Here is a 17,107-nt window from a genome sequence, read left to right as displayed (position 1 = left end):
GAGCTGGCGGCCATCCTGAATGCCAACGACCTAAAGCAGACGCTATCTCAAGGGAGGTTCCCCGGAGGGTTCGCCTGACTGAAGTCGGAACAAAGTCAGTGAACAACCGCCCTTGTCAGCGGCCGCTTTAGAGATCGGGTTGCAGAGGAGGGTACACAGGCTTTTCCCCTTATCCTTTTTTCTCCCGGCGGCGCCACTGTCTATTATCGGCGGCGAGGCCGCTATCGCCTTCTGAGCGGGCTAGCGATGGAGTGCCTTCGACGGTGAAGACGATTCCGGCATCCTCAAACGCTTTGCGGATGGCGGCGAGGTTGTGGGGACGCGGTTTCCTGAATTCGTTCTCAAGATCGCTGATCACCATTTCGCTAAGATTGGCCTTTGCGGCAAGTCGCACACGCGACCAGTTCAGTAGGGCTCGTGCTGCTCTGGATTGATCTGCGGAGGGTACGGTTCGGCTGTCCATAGACAGTCGAACATTCAGTATCGCTAAAATGTTCCTCCTGACCTTCTGCGATTTCTCTAACGGCGTGAGGCCGGCTTCTCGGATAACGCGGCGGGGTTTTCCAATAACTTTGCGGAACGCTGATCTGCACGCCGCAATGTCTTCTTTTTCGGCTTGGTCTTCTCAACCAGATCTGGCCTTTTCGCTATCAGGTAGTCAGCCTTGTTCGTTCGATAGTCTTCTTTGTGGATGGACATTGCTACGATCTCCATTGTAGAAATCAACGCGGCTGGAAGCCGACACGTTCCCATAAATCGCTTGTTCAAGGCCGAGCCGAACGGCACACGGATGCCAAAAACACGAAAAGGGCGCGGTTTGTGACCGCGCCCTTATTTGACTAGGTTCAACTGTCCTGCCTACGAGTCTTGTCGACCATACCAGTCGTCGACGTCTCGCCGCACGCGATCCTTCTCAATGCCGTAGCGCTCCTGGATCGTACCTTCGAGCTGATCGCGGTTGCCGGCTATGCGGTCGAGATCATCATCAGTGAGCTTGCCCCACTGCTCCTTGACCTTGCCTTTGAATTGCTTCCAATTTCCTTCGACGCGGTTCCAGTCCATGATGGCGATCTCCTTTCGTTGTCCTTTCGAACAACGGTCGTAGTGGCCATCAGGTTCCGCTGCAGGTAAGCGCGCTTGCTGGTGATCTAGCAATGGAAACTTCGCCTCTGTCCGGGAGCAGTTAGAGCAGAACAATGCAGCAGGGGCGTCTGCGCAGGTCATCGCCCTTAACGCCTTCTGACTGACTGCTTGAGAAGCGCGAGCAATCAAGGCGCTACCACCGTGCCACCGACCGTCTGTATTTTCTTTAGATCTCGGATAGGTTTTGCCGGTATTTGTCGGGAAAAGGAGCCGAAGTGATGACCGACATCTGGCATTCACTCCTCGCCAACCTTGCCTTGGTCTCCATTCTCGTGGTCGCCTGGGACCTTGTGGCGGATTTCACCGGGCGCTTCTCGCAGCGGATGCAGTCGCTGCTTCTCGGCTTGGTCATGTGCGTTGGCGCGGTCATCTCCATGGCGACGGCCCTGTCCGTCTCCGGCTTCGTCGTCGATCTGCGCGCCGCCTTCATTGCTGCGGCCGCGTTCTTCGGCGGATGGCCGGCAATGCTCATCGCCACGGCCGGCTCCATTGCCTATCGCGCCCATCTGGGCGGGCAGGGTGCAGGTGCTGGTGTCATGGGTATCCTCATTACCGCAATTGTCGGCATCGCGTGGCACCACTTCGTCGCGGCCCGATCGCGCACCATGTACGACATATTCGGTCTTAGCGTAACGGTCGCTCTCGCCGGGCTTATCACGCTCCTGGTCATCCCAGCGCAAGCCCTTACCGGTCTTGTGCAGCAGAGCACGTTCCCGTCCCTCGTATTCCGCTTCCTAAGCACAATCATCATCGGCGTCCTGCTCGACCGGCAGCAGCGCCGGCGGGAGCTCTTGATGTCCAACATGACCTACCGGGCCATGGTTCGAGAACTGCCGGATTGCCTGAACATAAAGGATGTCGACGGCCGTTTCATCGCCGCCAACCCCGCCACCGCCGAAATGGTTCGCGCCGCTTCGGTCGACGATCTGATCGGCAAGACGGATTTCGATTTCTACCCCAGGGATGTAGCCGAGCGCTTCCGGCAAGATGAGATGGGCGCACTGGAGGCCGGGCAGACGTTGCGGATCGACCAGCCGGCGCTTTTCCCGGACGGCCGGCAAGGTTGGCTTTACACGCTCAAGGCCCCCTTCCGCGACGAGTCGGGCAACATCGTTGGCGTCATCACCTACAATCGCGACATCACCGAGCAGAAGCGCACCGCCCAGCTCAAGAACGATTTCATTTCCACGGTCAGCCACGAATTGCGCACCCCGTTGACCTCCATCCGCGGCTCGCTTGGCCTGATCGCGGCCGGTGTTGCCGGCGAACTGCCGCCGAAGGCCGCCAATCTCGTCAACATCGCCCACACCAATAGCGAAAGGCTGGTTCTCCTCATCAACGACATTCTGGATATCGAGAAGATCGAATCGGGCGTGATCACCTTCAAGATCAAGCAGATGCCTGTCCGTCAGGTGCTAGAGCAGGCCATTGCCGCCAGCTCCAACTACATGGCTGACAGCCGGATCAAGATCGTTCTGATCGACGATGCCCCGCGCGCTGAGGCCAACATCGATCCGGATCGCCTGCATCAGGTGATGGCGAACCTTCTGTCGAACGCGATCAAGTTCTCGCATGCTGATGGCACCGTCACGGTGAAATTCCAGCGTCGTGACGGCGACATGCTGCGTATTTCCGTCATGGACCAGGGCACTGGCATCCCGGAGGCTTTCCGCGGCCGTATATTCGGAAAATTCGAGCAGGCGGACGCTTCCAGCACGCGTAAGATAGGCGGCACCGGCCTGGGGTTGAGCATCGTCAAGGCCATTACCGAAAAACTTGGCGGAGCCATTTCCTTCGAAACCGAGGAAGGCAAGGGAACCTCGTTCCACCTCGACCTTGCAGAAGCACGCAGGCACCACCCAAGGCCGTATCCGCCACCGCACCTGACGCGGAAGCCCGATGGCCGCCTACGGGTTCTGATCTGTGAAGACGAATCCGACGTCGCCGCCGTGATTGCGGCACTCTTGGATGCGGAGGGCTTTTCCAGCGACATCGCACCCGATATCGCCACGGCAACGGCGCTTCTGAGGTCCCGCGAATACGTGGCCTTGACCCTCGACATCAAGCTGGCGGGGGAATCCGGTGTCAAGCTCTTCCACGACATTAGGGCATCGCCGGTCAATTCCGACATTGCGGTCATCGTCATCTCCGCCGTTGCCGATGAGGCCAGGGGGTCGCTGAACGGCAGCGCCGTCGGTATTGTCGACTGGCTGGAGAAGCCGGTGGATTCAAAGCGGCTTCACGCCGCCCTTGCCAAGATCCTTGCTGGCAGGACCGAGCAGAGGCCGAAGATTCTGCATCTCGAGGACGACGAGGGCGTGCTTGCGGTGATGTCGGAGGGGTTGGGTTCGGGGGTCTCGATCACTTCTGCGAAGACCCTCAAGGACGCCCGGGAGGCGATCGGCCGGCATCGCTTCGATCTGGTGATCCTGGATATTGCACTCCCCGACGGATCGGGGTTGGACCTGCTGGCCGATCTGCCGCTCGAGACTGGGGTCATCGTGTTTTCGGCGGCGGAGCTAGACCAGAAACTAGGTGATCGCGTGCAGGCCATCCTGACCAAGACCAGGGCGTCGGAAATCGATGTGGCAAAGCTGGTCAGGAGCATGTTGGTTTCGTCCCGCACCCAACCTGCCGCGCACGCCAAGGAGTGACGCTCATGCCCGCAAGGATTCTCTATGTGGATGACGAGGACGATATCCGCGAAATCGCCCAGATGTCGCTGGAACTCGAGCCGGAGTTCGAGGTGCTGTCCTGCCCGTCCGGCTTGCAGGCGCTCGCCGATGCCGCCGAATGGCGACCCGACCTTATTCTGCTCGACGTAATGATGCCGGACATGGACGGACCAGAGACGCTGCGGCGCCTGGCCGGGTCTGGGGCGACGGCTTCGATACCCGTGGTGTTCATCACCGCGCGCACCCAGACCCATGAGGTCGAACGCTATCTGGCGATGGGGGCGGTAGGGGTCATCGCGAAGCCGTTCGACCCGCTTGCGCTTGCCGGTGAAGTCAAAAGATTGCTTCGACGGCGCGCCTGAGTCGACGTTTGGCTTGAGCACCGAGCGCAGTCTGGCTGCAGACTGAGCGACGTCGTTCACGGCTCCTATACCATGTCTCCTTATTCATCTACTGATTGTGCCGAGATGCAGGCGTAGCGAATCAGGTGGTCTATAATTGCCTAGGATCGGCGGATGTCGATGAGAGTTGAGAACAATGTTTCTCTGCATGAGCCGCGTTGGCGGATGTGGTTCATGGATTGATCACTCCGGGGGGCGACGGAACCGGAGCAAGGCTGTTGAACGGAGCGAAGGCAAGAGTTCTGATTTGCGATGACGATCCCCTTTTGATCGAACTGATGGAATTCAGGCTCATGGCAAAGGGATACGAGGTCATCAAAGCAGTAGACGGGGCGGAAGCGCTCTTGAAGGCGGAGCATGAGGCGCCCGATATCATCGTGCTCGACGCGATGATGCCCAAGGCCGACGGCCTAGAGGTTCTTGCCCGCATAAAGAGCGAACCGGCTTTGTCGGAAATCCCGGTGGTCATGCTGACCGCCCGCAAGGGCGAAAAAGACATCGTCTCCGCTCTTGAGAAGGGGGCCGACGACTACCTTGTGAAACCCTTCATTCCCGAGGAACTCCTGGCCCGGCTTGCGCGTCTCTTGGCGCGGAAGAGCGGGAAGCGCTGATGAGGCGCGGCCGGTGCGCCACGGTTGCAGCATGCGTCTTCCTGGCGGTTGCGGCAGTGCCCGCCGCGACGCTGGCCCAGACGGTCGAGGAACTGTACGCCTCCGGCGTGAAGGCCAGGCAGGCCCAGCATTTCGACGAGGCGGCGCAGCTGCTTAGGCGTGCGCTGGCGCTCAAGCCGGACAATGCCGACGCCGTGGTGCAACTTGGCTTCACCGAACTTGGCCGCAACAATCTGCCGGCGGCGCGTGAAGCGTTTTCCAAGGCGCTTGCGATTGCGCCGGAATATCTGGATGCCAGCTTCGGCATGGCTCAGGTCGAGTTCCGGTCGGGCAATCTGGACACTGCCCTGCCGCTGGCCGAAAAAGTCTCGCGTGCCCAGCCCGACAATGCCGATGCGAGTACGCTTGTCGCCAGCATCCACAAGGCCCAGCAAGCCGGCAGCAGCAAAGCGAAGCCTGCGACCGTGAGAAAGAGGCTGCGTCCGCCGCGGCCGGATCCCGTCGCCGGCCTGATGGAGAAGGGCCAGAGATTGCGGGCGGCGGGACAATTGCCCGAGGCGCAGAACGCCTACCGCCGAGCGCTGCGGCTGGCGCCGAAAAACACCGACATCCTGGTCGCCATGGGTCTCGTGGCTGGATCCCAACAGAAATTTGACGAAGCCGGGAATTTTTTCGACCGGGCGCTGGCCATCAGGCCCGGACTTCTCGACGCCCGTTTAGGCAAGGTCCGTCTGGCGATCTGGCAGAACGACGTGCCGCGAGCCCGCACAATGATCGGTGATGTGCTTGGCGCTGAACGTGACAATACCGAACTGATCGCTCTCGATGCGCGGATTTCCATGCTGGAGCAGGATGACACGCGGGCCGAGCAATCGTTTCTGCGGGTGTTGGCGGTCGATCCGCGCAACGCTGAGGCGCTTGCGGGGATCGGCGATCTGCGCCGAGCGCGTGGCGACGATGCTGGCGCGCGAGCCGCCTACCGCCAGGCGCTTGCCCTCGAACCCGGCTCGCGCGATGTCGAGCAGAGGCTCGCCGCGCCGCCGCCACGCAAATGGCGGCTCGATCTGGGCAGCGAAGTGAGCGATCTCACCGAGGGGCTTGGTGGCTGGACCGACAGTTCGGCTGGCCTAGCATATCGGCTCAGCGCGCAAACGACAATTTCGGGCCGCACCCGGGTGGCGACCCGCTTCGGCCACACCGACTTCCAGATCGAGGGCCGCATCGACCAGGCTTTCTCGCCCACTGTTTCAGCGCATGCGCTGGTGGCTGCGACGCCGGATGCCGATTTCCTCGCGCGCTACTCGATCGGAGCCGGCGCTTCATGGCAGATCCTCGCGCCCGCCAAAGCGTTTGGCCCGTTCTCGCTTAACGTCGATACCCGTTATGACCATTTTGCCAACACCGAGATCACCACCATCTCGCCCTGGGTGCAGGCCTATGTCCTGGATGGCCGGCTCGGGCTTTCGGCACGTTGGGTCCACGCAGCCGACGACATTGGCACGCGCGCCGATGGTTATGTCCTGCGAGTCGATCTTGCAGTTACCCCTAGCGTCAATGTTTTTGGTGGTTTTGGGGATGCCCCCGAGATCTCCGACGGCACGCTGGTGCCTACGCGTACCGTCTTTGGGGGCATCTCCTGGGACGTTTCCGACCCGCTGACGCTGCGCAGTAGCCTCGCCCATGAGCAGCGCCCGACATTCGACCTAACCACATTCGGGCTCGGCCTGACTGCGCGGTTCTGATCATGTTGTACGTCTGGTACCTGTCCATCCTGCTCAGTGCCCTTTCCCTGGTGATCATGCTTCTGCTGATCGGGCGCCGGGTGCTGCACGAGCGCCGGGGGACGGAGGGCGCCGATCAGCGGCGCCTTCTTCTAACGGCGCTGATCGCCTTCACCGAAAATCGCGATCGCGAGGCATTGAAGACAGCGCTGCTTGCGGTGCCGGCAAGGGTGGCGATCGATGCCGGCTTCGAGTTTATCTCGCTGCTGCGCGGCGAGGAGCACGACGAGCTGCTTTCAGCCTTCAACGAATGTGGCCTGCCGACCCTTGTGGGCACCCAGCTTGAAAAAGGCAACGGCGCCGAACGCATCCACGCGGCCGAGATGCTGGCCGCGCTGCGTTCGGAGGACGCGGTGGCAAACCTGCTTTCGGCGCTCGATCGCGACCGGTCGCGCGAGGTCAGGATCGCCGTCGCGATTGCGCTGTGCGATATCGGCGCCCTGCCGCCGCTGGTCATAACGCTACGCAAGATCGGCGTGGCGGGGCAGCGCTCACGGCGCGTGATCGAGCTTTTCAGGCGCTTTCCGTCAAAGCGGTTCGACGAGCTTGAGGATTACGGCAGCCGTGAGGACGCGGTGCCTTTTATCAGGGCGGCGGCAATCGATGCGCTTGCTCGCAACGGCGGCTTCCGGTTTGGTGAGTTCTTTGCTCGCGCGGCTGGCGATCCGTCACCGGAGGTCGCCGCAGCCGCATTGCGGGCACTCGGCCTGACGGGACATGCCAATGCGCCGGCCATCCTGGCCAAGGCGATGGAAAATGGCGGCTGGGATGTGCGTGCCGACGCTGCCGATGCAGCGGGCCGCCTCGGCCTGTTTGAACTCGCCGCGCCGCTCGCTCAGCTGATGGACGACGAGGCATGGACCGTGCGTTATGCCGCCGCTAACGCATTGCGCTCGCTCGGCCAGCAGGGAGAACAGGTGCTGCGCGAGATCGCCGCCAGCGAGGTCTCGCGCCGCCAGCGCACGGCCTCACTGATCCTTGCCGAGGGGCCGGCCGCGTGATGTTCGACTGGAGCCAAGAGATCATCCTGGGTGCCTCCATCCTGTCTTGGTTCATCATTGGGGCAGGGCTGGCGCAGACGGCGGTATACCTCCTGCAACTCATCATTGCCGCCTACGCGCTGTCCAAGCGCCCGCCAGTCGCGCGATCGGCGCTGCTGTGGCACCGTTATGGCGACGTCGCGCCGCCGATCGCGCTGCTGGTGCCCGCCTACAATGAGGAAGTTAACGTAGTCGAGAGCGTGCACTCGATGCTGGCGCTCGAATATCCGAATTTCGAGGTGCTCGTCATCAATGACGGCTCGAAGGATCAGACTCTGCAGCGCCTTATCGAAGGCTTCAAGCTGGTGAAATTCCACCGGCCTTATGAGGACGCCCTGGCGCACAAGCCGATTCGCGGGCTCTATTCCTCGTTGATTACCGAACGGCTGTTCGTGGTCGACAAGGAAAATGGCGGCAAGGCAGATGCCCAGAATGCCGGTATCAACGTCTGCCGCGCGCCGCTGTTTTGCGTGATCGACGGCGATTCCATCCTCGAGCCCGATGCGCTGATGCGTGCCGCGCAGCCCTTCATCGACGATCCAGAGCGCACCATTGCCGTGGGCGGCACGATTCGGATTGCCAACGGCTCCAGGATCGAAGGTGGCAGGGTGCGCGAGGTCCGGCTGCCGCGCCGGCTATTGCCGCTGCTGCAGGTGGTCGAATATTTGCGGGCCTTTCTCATGGCGCGGCTTGCATGGAGCCGCATCAACTCGCTGATGCTGGTGTCCGGCGCCTTTGGTCTGTTTCGCCGCACGGAAGTTGTGGCAGTTGGCGGCTTCACCAGTGGGTCGATGGGTGAAGATTTGGACCTCGTGATCAAGCTGCATCGCCACATGATGGACACCAAGCGAAGATACAGCATCCAGTTCATTCCTGAGCCGGTGTGCTGGACCGAAGCGCCGGAGTCACTTCGCGTTCTGGCAAGGCAGCGTACGCGCTGGCAGCGCGGTGCGCTCGAATGCTTCTTCCGTTACCGCTCCATGCTCTTCAACCCCCGCTATGGGCGCGTTGGCTTCCTCGGGTTTGGCCACATACTGATTGTCGATGTGCTAGGGCCGATATCGGAGGTGCTGGGCTATGTGCTGATCCCGACCTTCTGGCTGCTCGGCATCCTTTCGACCGAATATCTCTTGGCATTCACGTCGCTGGTTTTCACCTACGGGGTTTGCGTGAGCGTGTGTTCGCTGGTCCTCGAAGAGGCCGAGCTTCAACGTTTTCCGCGCGCGCGGGATCTCGCCTTGCTCACGGCCGTGGCTGTGATCGAGAATTTCGGTTACCGCCAGCTCAACAATCTCTGGCGCGTGAAGGGATGGTGGCAATATCTGCGCGCCGACCAAAGCTGGGGCGAGATGACCAGGACCGGCCTGACTGGCCCCAAGAAGTGAGTCCAGCCAGTTGAATCACCGCAGCGTCCGCTCGATTTCAGTTATAAGCGCATCGATCGCGGCATGCACGGCTCCGTCATCCGCCTGCTCGATCAGCGATGTTTCCAGTGCCGATGCCTGCAGGCTGACCTCCGCAAACCCGAAGGTTCCCGCGGCTCCAGCGAGCGAGTGCGCCGTCCCAATCAGCGGGTCGTTGGAGCCCTTCAAAAGGACTGTGTGACGCGCCGCCTTCAACTCCGCTAGTTGAGCGGCGCACCGGGCCAGGAAACGTTGCCGTAGGGGGGCGAAGGGATCTTCCAAAATGGGAGGCGCTCCACGGCCAGGCTTCAGAGGTATTCAAGCAGAAAATTCGGTGGAGTGAAACGAGCTGCTTGGCACGTCAGAGCGGACTAGAGTGGGCCGTGCCCCAACAAACGGCAGCTTCGCGCCGCGTGCCGGACATTCCGAACCGACGTTCGATTTCCTAAAAAGCGGACGTTGCCATGAGATCTCTGGCGTCGATCACCGAATGTCCCCTTGCGACGAGAGCCTGGAATTCGCCCCACATACGGATATGACGGCCTGGGTCCCTGCGAAGTGCCTTCGGTACCTCATTCCCATGACGGAATGCTGCCCGGGTGGCGCCGCCATCTGCATTGCGCCACTCAAGATGAGGGTCAGGAATGAACTCAAACCTGTTCGGCGCAGGCACTAACTGAGGCGTCAGACAGATCCATTGATTTTCAATAATGGCGACCGAGTGGAGGATCAGGTCTTCACCATGAGGCAACCATCCAGTGACCTGCCTGCTTTTGCCATCCGGGTCATTGGCAGCTTGCTCACCGCAATTTCGGTGACAGTCATAAGGCACGAAGCCAGTCGCCAAAAGCTCTTCCGCGGGCGGCCGAGAAACAACTACGCGCGGCAGCGCGCTCACCTCCTCATAGGTGGCCGCCTCTATTTTCGATGGCGGGAAGGCCATAGACTCCACGTTTCGTCGGATCAGATTCGCAAGTTCGATGCTCTCGGCGGTTCCCGCTGCCACAGTAGTTGCTTCCTGTTTCATAAAGGGGACCCAATTCGGCTTCGGGCGACAGACTTGATCGTTCGACGCCCCTACCTGCTGCTGCTAATTCAAGAATGGTACCAGATGTTGATGACCGGAGTTAAAAGCAGTCGTCACACAGTCGCAAAAAAGGCACCTCAGGTTGCTGTTAGTCCGCTTTTGAGCGCAGAACTCAGGATGCGGACTTAGGAATCGATCTTGAAGCCTCTCCAATCCGGCTAACAATCATAGCAGAAAGCCGTAATTGCCGAGCAGAAGCCGAATGTATTCGGGGGCTATTTCATAAACCTGCCTTGAAATGAGCGCGCCGTCAGGATGCGCTTGGATGTGCTCACCGCTTTCGACGTCGTAATAGTTGAGAGCGATTTCTGCGGGCCATGGGAATTCTGGCTCAAACGGTACCTCTGCAAACGGATTGAAATAGACCTGAAACCCATCGAGATGGGTTTCACGATGAAACGATGAGTGCTGAATAAGCACATCTGAACCGCCGATCTGATGCTGGCTCTCTCGTCGTTGCGTGAGGAGGTAGTTCAGCGCGGCGAGCTGAGACCGGTGCGTCCCGACTTGCCAGAGCTCCGAACCGGGCGCAAGCCTGTCCTTGTCGATCACCCTGTAACGGGTCGACCGGATGAGCCTATCAATCTTACTTTCAACGACCGCCTTTCCAAAGGTACCGACCGTAGAAAAGAAAACGGCGCTGATCTCTTTGAACGAATCGTTCGTGAAAATTCCCATCTCAACTCGCGCACCCGAAGGCTTCAGGAGAGAGGTTATCTTGTCTTGCTTTCCTAGGTCTGGCCCTTCGAGCAAAGGCGGCGCCAAGCCAAAAAGGACCATGTTGATGAGTTCGTTGTTTTGGGTGAGTGAGAGGTCGCTATCGAAGGGGGCGATTGCAATGACAAAAGGCCGACTGCGCACGTGGCTCATCGAGGAATACGGGTGCTTCTTTCCATTGCTTCCGCGGTAAAGATCCAGCTTGTCCCTGATCTTCCCAGCAAGTTTCAGTGCACCACGGGTTTTGAAATCTTGCTCGTTGAAGGTCTTCTTCTGCTTCTCGGTCGGAGGCTGGTCAGAGACGACAGCCTCTATGTTGAACTCGTGGTTTCCGGGTCCTCGGACGAAGAAATCCGGCGCTGACTTTGAAAAGTCGACACCGCACCCCAAATCGGTCAGCGCTCTGTTCAGATAGAGTTCCCACATCGAGGAATTGAATGTCGTTTGAAATTCGTTGATGAATTTCTGGCTCTCTCCCCTTCGATCCAGCAGGCCTGTCGCCCAGTTTTGAATGATAGGCTGGACCTTTGCGTAGTGAGGGTCGGCCGAGATGCGACGAAAGTAATTGTGGAGCTTTTCTTCCCGGAATCGCGGTGTAAACAAGTCCAACATTCCTGTCCCGTTCGTGTGTTTCGGTCGCGTATCGCGCTGGTCATGCGCCACTATGGGAGCCTTGCTCTGACGATGTTCCTTCTGCAGCTGGAAAGGCAAGAAACCCCCTCTTGGAATCGCTTAGTGCCTATAGAAGCAAAGGTACACTAAACTGCAATGGTAGGCCCGAAGGACTGCCATTGGATCGGGATGGGGAAGGGCATCCTGCATCTTTGTTCTAAATAGCTCCCCATGTCCGCTAAGGGTCGGCTGAAGAACGGCAGCTTCTCGCAACGTACTACCGAAACCGGACGGTTTGGAAACGGCCCAAAATCTGCCGGTCAGCAATGCGCCCCATTTCCGGATGTCGTGGTTGCGCCAGAGGGCGAACATACAGCCAAAGGCCGCCCGTAGAAACAGCCGCAGATGCACGCTCGCATCGGCACCGACGGATTCCCAGCCACAGTAAACGGGGCGCTCATCCTAGGATGAACTGAACGAGTTGCATGCCGAAGATGAGCAGTGCCATCAGCCCCAGGTGAAGCGAAGGGCCCGGCCCGGGATGCTACTCCGTTTCGGTTTCTTTTCGGCTCAATTCAGCGCTTTGGCCTGTTTTTCAATTTTGGCCATTCGCACTCTTTGCGCCTCTACCTCAGCTTGAACTACCTCGGACTCCTTGATCGCGGTATCACAAGCTGTGCGAACTAGCTTTGCCGTCTTAAGGACGGAGGCCTTCGTGGTTTTTTGCATCTCAAGGACTCTAACGACATTTCCCAAATTCAGGTGTAGGCGGGCGTTTTTGGCATCTTTGACCTTCTTTTGCGCCGCATTCACCAGGCCGACGATTTTATCCAATTGGCTTCGAGCCCGTTCATTTCGGCGAAAGGTCGCCAGAGCCAAGGCCCGCTCAATATTTTGAAGCTTCAGCAGGTCGGGCTCGTAATCGTCGATTGAGAATTGATAGCGGTAGTACCATCGCAGGAGTTCGGGTTTCGCAATGGTGGCGTAGAGCGCTGCTGCATTCGCCTCGTCCACATCGCGTTTGTCGCTCGTCTCGATGATCTTACCGACTTGCTCGTGGCGCAAGACAAGACAGTTGTCGGCAGTTCCGCAGAGGTTGGCGAGTGAAACCCAAAGCAGCCCTGATGTGCCGCCACGGTTGGACATCTGGGTCGTCAACCCCTCAATTGCCGGCTGGAAACCGATCTTGGTCTTGCATTGCACCAGGCTTAGATCATGCAAATAGTCGGCTGTGGCGATGGCGATCTGCCTAGCCTTCCTGTCGTACGTGATACCGGCCCGCATCGTGTTCCACTCCTCCTCCAATTTCTCGAAGGTCTTGGGCTGATCTGTCGAGCCAAAGGGGTTCAAGGATGAGAGGAACGAGTCGACCGAGTCTTTGGTGGTTTCGCGCAGACCCTCGGCTTGACACCGCGCTTCATCTATGGTGTTCCGCAGGGCGGTCTCAACGCCTTCCGTAGCCTTGGCGATGCTGTCGTCGATCAGCGGCTTCGCTTGTTTGATCAATTCCAGAATTTGAATTCTGATTGCCTCGGGCATCGTTGCGATGAGCTCGCGAGTGGGTCCGTCAAGCCCGGCCACTGCCCGAGCCTCAAAGGAAAGCCCCGCCCTAGGTTCAAAGGGAAGAATTGCCGATGTAGCGTGGCAGACTGAACTAAGAAAAGCGACTGACAAGCCAATATTGATCCAAAAAAGCTTGCGCATGATGACGTCCCCCCGACGAGCTTTATCTAATACGAATACACCAAGAGCCCCAAGTTGGACAGGGAAGCGGACGTGATCGAAATCTCTTTCGAGAACAGTATCCGTGAGTGGTCTGCCGATCTGACTCGAGTTCAGTAGCGCAACCGACGATTTGCGACTACTTTTGCCCCGACCAACAATGCGCCGGGATCAAGGGGCAGCACTGCCGGCTGCTGCCTAAGCGGCTTTGCATTGAACGGCTTGATGTACCGACCGGAAGACTAACGAGCAGGTCGCCAGCGTCGGACGGGTTGAAAGGCTTGTCGTGCTCACCCCGGCTGTCTGTTCCTCCAATGGGGTTGCTTCGAATGGCAGTTTGCCGGTTTAAGCAGCACGAACGGACTGTCGCTCCCTGCCAAAGCTGCCGGACCGGAATGCGCCTCATATACGCCACTGAAAACGGTATTGGCTTTTCCGTAAAGCAGACATTTCCCGCGACCAAACCTGGGTCGCGACTTGTGCCGTGATTCGCTTGGTCGCAGCGACTAATCGTGGTGACCGACACTCAGCAGCCGTTGGCTCGCAGTCGGCTCATCAACGTACCGCTCGCCGCACGAAACGATTGTACCGTGCACTATCATTCTCGTCGGGGTGCTGGCCTCCGCCTTTCCATTCATCCGACACAAGCCACTCTTCGAAATAGAAGAGCCACGTCGCTGCCCAGGGCACGAACGTCTGATCGATTCGCATCGTACCGGCCCACTCCTGTGTTCCTGGCAGGATCAGGCAAATGCGCAAGGGGCTATGATAGACATGCGGCAGAGGCCGGCCGTCGGCGAGTTTTAAAAGATCGGGCTCAATGACGAACACGTCGGGGACCTCGCCGCGATCGAAGGTGATGCGCACCAGAAATTCCCGGCTGAGCGGCGTCGGCCTCACCTGATATTCCCAGATCAATCCTGTAGCGCGCAGCCGCCCGGTCCCAGCACAAACGGGGTTTGCACGAAGGAATATGAACTGCTGCGCCGGTGTCAGATCAGGGCGGTGGCCGGGTCGCACGCCTAGTCTCCGAAAAACGTGTTCGGCCGCACCTGCGTTGCGTTCGCTGGCGTCGACAGCGTCAGCCCAACCGTCGGCGCCACATAGAGTTTGCTGCCAGCCCGTGCCTGAGACACCGCCTGCGTCCTTGCGTCCATCACCTTTCCGACAACGGAATCGCCCAGGCTTTTGCCGAGGCTCCTTGCAATGAGATCGACGCCTTCCAGATCCCGCAGCCCCTCGAAGTCGGCCAGCGCCTTCCCGTGCCAGGCATAAAATGCCGTCACCCGTGCCGGCTCCGTATTCCAGCGTTCCGCGAAGTTCTCGCCGATCGTGGTCTCGTTGGCGACAACATAAAGCCGGCGGCCATTCACAAACGGCCGCTCAATGAAGTGCGGCATCATCCGGACGGTTTCGATCAGCACATCCAGTTCGGACTCGAACGGGAAGTTCGTGACACAATATTCGTACGCCTGCGCCGCCAGGGTCGTAATGACAATCGAGATCGGCGCGACTTCCTCGGTCACCTCAAGAAAATGGATGTCGCGGTGACGCTTCAAAAGCTGGACAATACGGCGCAGGATACCTTTGGCGATGCCATGGACGGGGAAAGGCTCGACGCCAGCTGCCCGGTCCTGGGCTGCGAGCGCCTTATTCACGCGCAGCACCGGGCGCAGGCTTGCCCGCCGCTCGAAAAGCGCCTTGTAGCCCTTCGGATTGGTCGGCTTGAATTCACGGAGCTTCTTGTCCGGCACGAGTTCACCGCCGTTTATGCACCCGGCATTGATGATGGTCGGCGAGATATCCAGGTGATATTCGCGAGCGTAATTGAGGCGCCAGCAGCGCTTCTTCTCCTCGAGCATCGAGGCGTTCCGGGCATTCTCCTTGAGCCGGTCGCCGACAATGCGCTTGAGTTCGGCCGGTGGGCGATCGGCGGTGAACCGCAACACCTTGCAGATCAGATCGACATCGAAATCCTCGCGAGCGATCGGGCGGACCGTCGTACCAAGACCGGTCGACCCGTGCGCATACACTTCGATCAGCTGGAGAAGCGGATTGTCCGATGCTGACAGCCATTCGGCAACAGCCTCATAGCTGGTCCGTGCCGCCTCGAACTGGGCGGCCGTCAATTCGAGCGTCTGACAAATTTCGTCAAGGAGCGAATAAATCTCCGCCTTGCGCAGCGGATAATATGCTGTAGACGACGCGAGGTGCATCTGGTTCATGGCGCGGTACCTTTCAGCTTGTAGAGGGGTTCGAAGGGTTCTGCCGGCTCCAAGAAAAACACGGGTTCAAGCCGCGAACGTTCCTTGCGTGCCGATGAGGCGCCCAGCCCCTTCAGCTGTGTGATCTTCCGGGTGTCGTCGAGCTTGAAGAAGCCCTTCGGCACATCCGGGCAGCAGCGAAAAATGGCCTCTCGCTCGTACTGATGCCCGGTAATCAGCTTGGCCATGCCAAGCGCGCCGTGCGACTGCCCGTCCATGAACAGCCGCGTGACGTCGAACGCGAGCCCACTCAAACCCGGCGCCTCGCCGAGCATGTAGACCTCGTTCACACAGCCGAGGCTCAATACGCGCAGGCTGCTCGCCGACCAGCCAAGCAATGTCGTCGCCTCCACCACCGCGAGCGCGATCGGGTTATTCGCCCAAACGCCACCATCGAGCAGACCGACATCATCAGCTGTGCGATGGCGCCGGTAATAGGTAGGCGCGGCGGCCGTCGCCATGGCTGCATCCACGGCCTGCCGCTTGAAATCTGTCTTGAGACGCGGGTGGTGCGCAGTCTTATAGATGTAGACGCCGCGATGATCGGCATCCCACGCCGGAACAAGCAGCCGTCTCTTGGCATCGCCGATCCGCCGGTCGCCGAGAACGGTGACCAATTCCTTCCGCAGCAGTTCGGCCTTGTGCTTAGGCGCGACGACATGCTTCAGTCGCCGCCACAGACCGCCCGCAAGGTTCTCCAGCATCCCGCCGGACTGACCGAAAATATGCGGACCGCGCCGGGCGTAGAGGTCGAGCAGCTCCCGTGCAGGGATGCCCATCGCAAGTCCTATGGCGAGGATGCCGCCCGTCGACGTGCCGGCAATCAGGTCGAAATATTCGCCGATCGGGTGATCGAGGTCTTCCTCCAGTGCCGCAAGAAACGACGCCGGCTGCGTCCCCATGATTCCGCCGCCGTCAATCGAGAGAATCCGACGGATCGGCGGGATTTCGGCGGGAGTGCCAGCCAGCGTCATGCGCTCACCCTTCCGGCGGGGACGGGTCGTTCCCGTACGAGTTCTTATCCCGAATCCGTCCGTCCGGGCGATGGATGACAACCTCGCTGCGCTGGTTGATCGCGATCTCGCGCGCCGCGCGCTCGGCATCGGCCTGCGTCTGATGGATCGAGGTCACCTTTCCGTTTCCTGCGCCGCGCACGGCCCAATCGTCGCCGTGCGGAACGACATGCTGGTTTTTACCTGTCATGATCTGCTCCTGATTCTTGACCATTCGTGCGTATCGTCATACAGTCGTTGACGTTCTGTCATAGGCAGGCGCCAAAAAAAGGCCCCTCGGGGGCTGACGATTTAACAAAGGATACTATACGCTTTCGTCATGACCCAGTCAAGCATGCCCACCAGCTTCGCCGACCGTCTCCGCGAGGTTCGAGACAACCGGAAAATGAGCCAATCCGAACTGGCACGGGAAGCTGGAATGCAACCCAGTGCCATTGCCCACTTCGAGGCCGGGCGACGCAAACCATCTTTCGATAATGTGCGCGCACTCGCCAAAGCGCTCCATATATCGGCTGACTACCTGCTCGGTACAACGACTGCGACCACCGCTTTCCGCGACGAACAAAAGCTCAGCACAAGGGATCGAGACTTTATCCAGAATCTAATCGACACCATGATCAAGGACAAAAAGTAGGGCG

The 17,107-nt window shown here is 59.5% G+C and carries 18 protein-coding genes; 7 read left to right on the top strand and 11 right to left on the bottom strand.

The window, feature by feature from the left end:
- Window positions 1-169: 169 nt before the first annotated feature.
- The 3 genes from NKJ75_RS30865 to NKJ75_RS30855 form a co-directional block, all read right to left on the bottom strand.
- Complete coding sequence (locus NKJ75_RS30865) at window positions 170-463, bottom strand: helix-turn-helix domain-containing protein (RefSeq protein ID WP_031198824.1); 294 nt, start codon at window positions 461-463, stop codon at window positions 170-172.
- A gap of 56 nt (window positions 464-519) precedes the next feature.
- Window positions 520-699 (bottom strand): hypothetical protein, encoded by a 180-nt coding sequence (locus NKJ75_RS30860; RefSeq protein ID WP_023806874.1) that lies wholly within the window; start codon window positions 697-699, stop codon window positions 520-522.
- Between the two features lie 159 nt (window positions 700-858).
- A complete protein-coding gene (locus NKJ75_RS30855) occupies window positions 859-1,062 on the bottom strand; it encodes a CsbD family protein (protein WP_023673385.1) in 204 nt (67 codons plus the stop codon).
- A 299-nt stretch (window positions 1,063-1,361) separates the two neighbouring features.
- On the opposite strand from NKJ75_RS30855, the gene NKJ75_RS30850 reads away from it, so the two are divergent.
- The 6 genes from NKJ75_RS30850 (at window position 1,362) to NKJ75_RS30825 (ending at window position 9,036) form a co-directional block, all read left to right on the top strand.
- Entirely contained in the window at window positions 1,362-3,797 is a 2,436-nt protein-coding gene (locus NKJ75_RS30850) for a hybrid sensor histidine kinase/response regulator (RefSeq protein ID WP_352500603.1), read from the top strand.
- 5 nt (window positions 3,798-3,802) lie between these two features.
- The gene (locus NKJ75_RS30845) at window positions 3,803-4,180 is read left to right on the top strand and encodes a response regulator (RefSeq protein WP_031198823.1); all 378 of its coding nucleotides are present in this window, start codon (window positions 3,803-3,805) and stop codon (window positions 4,178-4,180) included.
- A gap of 257 nt (window positions 4,181-4,437) precedes the next feature.
- Complete coding sequence (locus NKJ75_RS30840) at window positions 4,438-4,830, top strand: response regulator transcription factor (protein ID WP_023822643.1); 393 nt, start codon at window positions 4,438-4,440, stop codon at window positions 4,828-4,830.
- A complete protein-coding gene (locus tag NKJ75_RS30835) occupies window positions 4,830-6,572 on the top strand; it encodes a YaiO family outer membrane beta-barrel protein (RefSeq protein ID WP_352500602.1) in 1,743 nt (580 codons plus the stop codon). Before NKJ75_RS30840 ends, NKJ75_RS30835 begins: the two co-directional genes overlap by 1 nt.
- A 2-nt stretch (window positions 6,573-6,574) precedes the next feature.
- Window positions 6,575-7,612 carry a HEAT repeat domain-containing protein gene (locus tag NKJ75_RS30830; protein ID WP_023817027.1) on the top strand — a complete coding sequence of 346 codons (1,038 nt, stop codon included), beginning with the start codon at window positions 6,575-6,577 and terminating at the stop codon, window positions 7,610-7,612.
- Window positions 7,612-9,036: a glycosyltransferase family 2 protein gene (locus NKJ75_RS30825; protein ID WP_023817028.1), complete on the top strand. Its 1,425-nt coding sequence runs from the start codon at window positions 7,612-7,614 to the stop codon at window positions 9,034-9,036. Before NKJ75_RS30830 ends, NKJ75_RS30825 begins: the two co-directional genes overlap by 1 nt.
- A gap of 15 nt (window positions 9,037-9,051) precedes the next feature.
- Here NKJ75_RS30825 and NKJ75_RS30820 read toward each other — a convergent pair whose 3' ends face one another.
- The 8 genes from NKJ75_RS30820 to NKJ75_RS30785 all read right to left on the bottom strand — a co-directional run bounded on the left by NKJ75_RS30820 (window position 9,052) and on the right by NKJ75_RS30785 (window position 16,659).
- The gene (locus NKJ75_RS30820) at window positions 9,052-9,336 is read right to left on the bottom strand and encodes an Hpt domain-containing protein (protein ID WP_023806859.1); all 285 of its coding nucleotides are present in this window, start codon (window positions 9,334-9,336) and stop codon (window positions 9,052-9,054) included.
- A gap of 163 nt (window positions 9,337-9,499) precedes the next feature.
- Window positions 9,500-10,081, bottom strand: a complete 582-nt coding sequence (locus NKJ75_RS30815; RefSeq protein ID WP_352500601.1) for a hypothetical protein — start codon at window positions 10,079-10,081, stop codon at window positions 9,500-9,502.
- 225 nt (window positions 10,082-10,306) lie between these two features.
- Complete coding sequence (locus tag NKJ75_RS30810) at window positions 10,307-11,569, bottom strand: hypothetical protein (protein ID WP_023817031.1); 1,263 nt, start codon at window positions 11,567-11,569, stop codon at window positions 10,307-10,309.
- A gap of 471 nt (window positions 11,570-12,040) precedes the next feature.
- Window positions 12,041-13,174 (bottom strand): hypothetical protein, encoded by a 1,134-nt coding sequence (locus tag NKJ75_RS30805; protein ID WP_031206334.1) that lies wholly within the window; start codon window positions 13,172-13,174, stop codon window positions 12,041-12,043.
- 573 nt (window positions 13,175-13,747) lie between these two features.
- Window positions 13,748-14,212 (bottom strand): type II CBASS E2 protein, encoded by a 465-nt coding sequence (locus tag NKJ75_RS30800; protein ID WP_352500600.1) that lies wholly within the window; start codon window positions 14,210-14,212, stop codon window positions 13,748-13,750.
- 2 nt (window positions 14,213-14,214) lie between these two features.
- Complete coding sequence (locus tag NKJ75_RS30795; protein ID WP_352500599.1) at window positions 14,215-15,417, bottom strand: nucleotidyltransferase domain-containing protein; 1,203 nt, start codon at window positions 15,415-15,417, stop codon at window positions 14,215-14,217.
- The gene (locus tag NKJ75_RS30790) at window positions 15,414-16,430 is read right to left on the bottom strand and encodes a CBASS cGAMP-activated phospholipase (RefSeq protein WP_352500598.1); all 1,017 of its coding nucleotides are present in this window, start codon (window positions 16,428-16,430) and stop codon (window positions 15,414-15,416) included. The genes NKJ75_RS30795 and NKJ75_RS30790 overlap by 4 nt, the downstream gene beginning before the upstream one ends.
- A gap of 4 nt (window positions 16,431-16,434) precedes the next feature.
- Window positions 16,435-16,659, bottom strand: coding sequence for a DUF2188 domain-containing protein (locus tag NKJ75_RS30785; protein WP_352500606.1), 225 nt, complete (start codon window positions 16,657-16,659; stop codon window positions 16,435-16,437).
- Window positions 16,660-16,788: 129 nt separating this feature from the next.
- On the opposite strand from NKJ75_RS30785, the gene NKJ75_RS30780 reads away from it, so the two are divergent.
- Window positions 16,789-17,103: a helix-turn-helix domain-containing protein gene (locus NKJ75_RS30780; protein WP_352500597.1), complete on the top strand. Its 315-nt coding sequence runs from the start codon at window positions 16,789-16,791 to the stop codon at window positions 17,101-17,103.
- Window positions 17,104-17,107: the final 4 nt, after the last annotated feature.

Source organism: Mesorhizobium sp. M0058 (genome assembly GCF_040323095.1).
Taxonomy (GTDB): domain Bacteria; phylum Pseudomonadota; class Alphaproteobacteria; order Rhizobiales; family Rhizobiaceae; genus Mesorhizobium.
Note: the sequence above shows the minus strand (reverse complement) of the source record. Positions and strands in the feature narration are given on the sequence as shown.

Coding starts and splice junctions, on each gene's coding strand:
- NKJ75_RS30790 (WP_352500598.1), bottom strand. CDS start 16,430: ATGACGCTGGCTGGCACTCCCGCCGAAATCCCGCCGATCCGTCGGATT.
- NKJ75_RS30785 (WP_352500606.1), bottom strand. CDS start 16,659: ATGACAGGTAAAAACCAGCATGTCGTTCCGCACGGCGACGATTGGGCC.
- NKJ75_RS30855 (WP_023673385.1), bottom strand. CDS start 1,062: ATGGACTGGAACCGCGTCGAAGGAAATTGGAAGCAATTCAAAGGCAAG.
- NKJ75_RS30825 (WP_023817028.1), top strand. CDS start 7,612: ATGTTCGACTGGAGCCAAGAGATCATCCTGGGTGCCTCCATCCTGTCT.
- NKJ75_RS30815 (WP_352500601.1), bottom strand. CDS start 10,081: ATGAAACAGGAAGCAACTACTGTGGCAGCGGGAACCGCCGAGAGCATC.
- NKJ75_RS30850 (WP_352500603.1), top strand. CDS start 1,362: ATGACCGACATCTGGCATTCACTCCTCGCCAACCTTGCCTTGGTCTCC.
- NKJ75_RS30845 (WP_031198823.1), top strand. CDS start 3,803: ATGCCCGCAAGGATTCTCTATGTGGATGACGAGGACGATATCCGCGAA.
- NKJ75_RS30865 (WP_031198824.1), bottom strand. CDS start 463: ATGGACAGCCGAACCGTACCCTCCGCAGATCAATCCAGAGCAGCACGA.
- NKJ75_RS30795 (WP_352500599.1), bottom strand. CDS start 15,417: ATGAACCAGATGCACCTCGCGTCGTCTACAGCATATTATCCGCTGCGC.
- NKJ75_RS30780 (WP_352500597.1), top strand. CDS start 16,789: ATGACCCAGTCAAGCATGCCCACCAGCTTCGCCGACCGTCTCCGCGAG.
- NKJ75_RS30860 (WP_023806874.1), bottom strand. CDS start 699: ATGTCCATCCACAAAGAAGACTATCGAACGAACAAGGCTGACTACCTG.
- NKJ75_RS30830 (WP_023817027.1), top strand. CDS start 6,575: ATGTTGTACGTCTGGTACCTGTCCATCCTGCTCAGTGCCCTTTCCCTG.
- NKJ75_RS30835 (WP_352500602.1), top strand. CDS start 4,830: ATGAGGCGCGGCCGGTGCGCCACGGTTGCAGCATGCGTCTTCCTGGCG.
- NKJ75_RS30805 (WP_031206334.1), bottom strand. CDS start 13,174: ATGCGCAAGCTTTTTTGGATCAATATTGGCTTGTCAGTCGCTTTTCTT.